This is a genomic window from Granulicatella sp. HMSC31F03, assembly GCF_001807725.1.
Classification (GTDB): Bacteria; Bacillota; Bacilli; order Lactobacillales; family Aerococcaceae; genus Granulicatella; species Granulicatella adiacens.
This window is the reverse complement of record NZ_KV790857.1, coordinates 1-4,741: the sequence shown is the minus strand read 5'-3', so window position 1 is coordinate 4,741 and position 4,741 is coordinate 1. Positions and strand designations below refer to the sequence as shown.

The window sequence follows — 4,741 nt, the reverse complement described above, 5'->3', positions numbered from 1 at the left end:
GTCCGCCGCGTTTAGCCACTTCGCTACCCCTCCAGCAAATATTAAAATTTCGTACTCAGATATCTTACAACAGTTTGAAGGAGAATGCAAGGATTTTACCGCAAAAACATAAAGAATCTAGTCGATTTCCTGGCTAGATTCTTTATAAGTTTATTTTAATTTAGACGTGACTTTCTTCTTAGAGAAAGTTCGCTCTTGTTTATTTCCTAATGCGTTCAGACGTGCATCCAAGAGAATATGACGGCCTTCTACATTACGAGTGTATATGATTTCGTACTTGCCAATGTATTTTTCAATGTTGGCTACAAAAGCGACGACGTCTTCTTTGCGTTTATCAAACATACTTGGAACGGCAAAATATTTTGTTTGATCATTGACCCTAGTCGTAGCTCTTAGAATATAGCGCTGGTTCTCAATTGGAGCAAAGAATTCCGATAACGCCTGTGCGAAGAGTTCCTTCTCACGCAAGGTTCCCCCTTTTAGATAAGTGGCTGTTTGAAAAGAATCTTTATCCTCACGAACGACTCTAGCCTTGCAGTTTTGTGTCTGCAAGTGTCCTGATGCAAGCAAGGCTTTTCGGATGGATTCCGCAAAGAGTTCGAGGCGTTTATACGGACTCTTGTAAAGGAAATATCTCAACCAGACGATATTTAACACGATGAGCGATAAAATCCCCACTGGATAAAAGAGTTGGGACGGTCCTTTTACAAAATCGAGAAATAAATAGACAATCAATTCCGTCAGTACAATTGCTTGCGCGTAGGTGAGAATTTTTCGTGCATCTGTTAGAAGAACGGTCGGCAAGAACGCCTTGTCCACTTGCACTTCACTAGCGACTTCCATATCTTCTAGAAGCGGAAGAGATTCATTCCAGCGCTCTCTCAACTCTTCGCGGTTTCGCGAGCGGCTGATGGTTTCTTGGTTGAGTTTTGTTAAATTCTTCTTCGTAAACTCGATATTTCCAAGGTCTAATCGATCCACGCCCGATTCAATCGTGTTCTCATTATAGTGTAGTCCTAAAAATTGCTTCATGCGGCGCTGCAACAATTCCATATCCGGACTATCGATTCCGACAGCAACCTCTTCGTCTTCTTCCTTCTTGAAGAGTTTTTTCTCCGCCAGATTAATGGACACAAGATGCCAAACGCTGCTTGTTTTATCCGGATTTTCCGGCCAAATACGAATCGCACGCCCTCGCATCTGATTGCTGAGCATGAAACTTCCGACAAAGCTAGCGAGAATCAATGAGTTCACGCACGGCGCATCCCATCCTTCCCCTAGGAGCGATTTTGTCCCAATTACGACATGAATATGCCCTTCTTGGAAGAGCTGCGTCACGGCGCTGACTAAATCATGTTGCGAACCTACTAAACGGACCTTCACATAGTCCTTCTCGTCTAGTTGTCCGACTGGTTGGAAGGTAATCTTATCGGCTCCAAAAACAGCCTCTAGACGCGATTTTACACCTGTTGGAATAATCACGAGACTTCCTGTTAAAACGGCCATAGGAACGTCTAATTGTTGTTCCTCAAACTCTCTACGAAGGACTTCGAAGTAGGGCAATACGCCCAGTTGGCTATATTGAACTTCTGGGTTTCCTAAGTGCGCCTCAAAGTCCTTTCGAATGAAGTCGGTTAGAATCAATTGTCTCAAGTCGCTGCCTAATGTTTCGTATTCTGCCTTAAAAATATCTCTGACGGCATTTAATTTTCCAAGAGATTGGTTCAATAGCTGGTCTATTTTTTTATTGCGACATAACTGTACTTGTTTGCGGTCGATTAACCCCAGAGATTTCAATTCACTCTTTAACTCTTTCAGGTCTTCTTCGGATAAATCATACCAATGTGGTACATCAAACAACATTCCTTGTAAGAGGATTTCAAACCACGCCAAGTCAAACATCGGAAGGCGGCTTGCCCCTAGTAATTGTTGAAACTGTTTCGGGAACTCGATTCCTTTATGACGTAGAAAAATCAGTGTAGCCGAGAGATACTTCGGTTCGTTTAAGAGTTCATCTTCCGAAATGGTTCCATCGAGCGCACGGCTAGTTCTCACCGCCTCGCAAAACATCGAATCAGAGGATAGATTTTTCAAAAAGGCTCTCTTCTGCGTAGAAAACTGATCGAGTTGATTCTCTTCTTCCTTCGTTGGGAAAGAGAAATACACATAGTCCTGGTGCGGACACAAACTGCCCTCTTTGACGAGTTCTGGGACGGTAATTTCTTCATCGATTTCTCCACACATGGCCACATAACGATTCCAAAGTGCAGGCTCTCCTTCATATGGAGGTGTTGCCGTCAGCGAAATCACATTTATATCCGCAAAGGATTTACGGAAGATTTCCAGACTCTTCCACCATTCATTTCGCAAGTGATGACACTCATCGAGGCACAATGTTCCAAGATTTGCTTCCTCAAAGAGCCCAACGATATCGACTCCTTTAAAATCAAAATGCTCGTTTTCGACGACATCGTCTGTATCCTCAACTTCCGCGTCGCCTTCCAAACGATTAATGGCACTGTGCAACGCTTGATACGTCGCAACGGTAATCGTCTTTGGCTGTTTGAGATTTTGCGAAATCATTTCATCGGCTAGACTCTCATCATCTAGAAACGCTTCACGAATACGGTCAACCCATTGCTGACGAATCGTCACGGTCGGCACTAAAATGAACGCAGGATTACTGTTTCGACGGATAAATTCAATTCCTAGCGTCGTTTTCCCAGAACCTGGGGCCGCCACTAAGTGAATATGACCATCCGCCATAATCGTCTCGCTTTTTTCTAAAATGCGCTTTTGATACTCTCTCCACTCGCCTTTAAAAGATAAGTGTTCTAACACCTAACCCCTCCTTTACTCATTCATTATACCATCAGATTTCTTCTTTTAATTCGATTTTGATGACACTGTCCACTTCATCAGGTAACGGATAGGTGTAAGCCCCAATTTCTCCATATTGTGCAAAGCAAATGTCTTGAAAAGCTAAAGTAGTCCAACTGTTAGAAATCCTTACTTCGCTACCATCATGGACAAAACTCAACCGTTCAATCTGCTCTTTATCGATTCCTGTTAACGCAATCGGACCAATAGGTTGTTCAAACACATGGGCATACAACATTTTCCCTTTCTTTGTATAATAACCCCATTCCGGTTTTGGCAGATTCACTAATTCTCCTTCGTAGATAGATTCTCCATTACTCTTCATCCATTGTCCAATTTCCTGCAAAATTTCTATGCTTTCTCTTGGGAATCTTCCTTTAGCGTCTGGTCCTACATTTAAAATCATATTTCCACCCTTGCTGACACATTCCACCAATTTGCGAATAAGAACTTTAGAGCTTTTAAAGAGTTTGTCAGACGGATGATACGCCCAGTGATTATTCATCGTAAGACACAATTCCCAAGGTAATAACTCTCCCTTATCATTCCGAATCCCTTCATGGGGTAAAATTTGTTCAGGACTAACAAAGTCTCCAGAATAAGAATGAATCTCCTCTGTAGCAATGCTGCCAAATCCTTCCCCGGAAGTCTCTAATCGATTATCAATCACTACATCCGGTTGATGTTTGCGAACCAGCTCTATTAATTCACTTGCCTTCCATTTTTCTCCAAACATTTCCCCATACGAAAAATCAAACCAAAGAATATCAATTTTTCCATATTTGGTAACTAGTTCCTCGACTTGGTGATGCATCAATTCTAAATACCGATCAAAGTCGATTTGCTCATTTTGATACTGCTTATTTCCTCTCATGGGATGGTGGCGATCTTCATATTTAGGATAATCTGGATGATACCAGTCTAGTAAACTAAAGTATAATCCTACACGTAGCCCTTCTGCTCTCAGGGCTTCTACATATTCCTTTACTAAATCTCGTCCAAAAGCGGTATTGGTAATCTTATAGTCCGTGTACGCTGAATCGAATAAGCAAAAACCATCATGATGTTTTGCGGTTAACACAACATATTTCATCCCTGCCTCTTTTGCAGCTTTTGCCCACTCCCTTGCATTGAATTCTGTAGGATTAAAGGCTTCAAAATAGGGTTGATAGTCCTCAATCGTCATTTTTTCATTGCTACGGATCCATTCTCCTCTTCCTGGAATGGCATACAGTCCAAAATGAATAAACATTCCAAATCGAGCCTGTCTAAACCAACTTGTTCTCTCTAAAATAACCTCTAGTGAATTTTCCATCTTCATCCGCTCCTTTATTCTATTGCCCCAATACTATGCCTTCATTCTAGCACTCTTCCTCTTTTAAAAACATCCCCAATTTTGGTGAAACACATCAAATTTCTTCTCGTTATTTAAAAATAAAAAGGACTCATTCTGTACTGACCCCAAAAAGTTAGACAATTAATTTAAGCAAAGGATTTAGTTCTGTATTGTACAGGACTAAGTCCTTTTAATTTTACTTTGATTCGTTTGTTGTTGTAATAATCAATATAATCTACGATTGCCTCCTCAAGTTCTTTTATAGATTTAAATTTCTTCTCGTAACCATAAAACATCTCTGATTTAAGAATTCCAAAGAACGACTCCATCATGCCGTTGTCCGTACTATTCCCCTTGCGGGACATAGATACCTGAATGCCCTTATCTTCTAAAAATTTATGATAAGAATAATGTTGGTATTGCCATCCCTGGTCACTGTGGAGAATAGTATTCTCATATTCTTCTTCTCTAAAAGCTTGTTCTAACATATTCTTTACTTGTTTTAAATTTGGCGAAGACGATAGA

3 protein-coding genes and 1 pseudogene (1 of these 4 cut by a window edge) are annotated in these 4,741 nt (G+C 41.0%); all 4 read right to left on the bottom strand.

The window, feature by feature from the left end:
- A pseudogene (locus HMPREF3106_RS09550) lies at positions 1 to 30 on the bottom strand; it reaches 52 nt to the left of the window's first position.
- A 120-nt stretch (positions 31 to 150) separates the two neighbouring features.
- Positions 151 to 2,841: a DEAD/DEAH box helicase family protein gene (locus HMPREF3106_RS05980; protein ID WP_070445020.1), complete on the bottom strand. Its 2,691-nt coding sequence runs from the start codon at positions 2,839 to 2,841 to the stop codon at positions 151 to 153.
- A gap of 31 nt (positions 2,842 to 2,872) precedes the next feature.
- Entirely contained in the window at positions 2,873 to 4,195 is a 1,323-nt protein-coding gene (locus HMPREF3106_RS05975) for an alpha-L-fucosidase (RefSeq protein ID WP_070437409.1), read from the bottom strand.
- Between the two features lie 167 nt (positions 4,196 to 4,362).
- A partial coding sequence (locus tag HMPREF3106_RS05970) for an IS3 family transposase (protein ID WP_148129415.1) occupies positions 4,363 to 4,741 on the bottom strand: 379 nt, incomplete at its 5' end.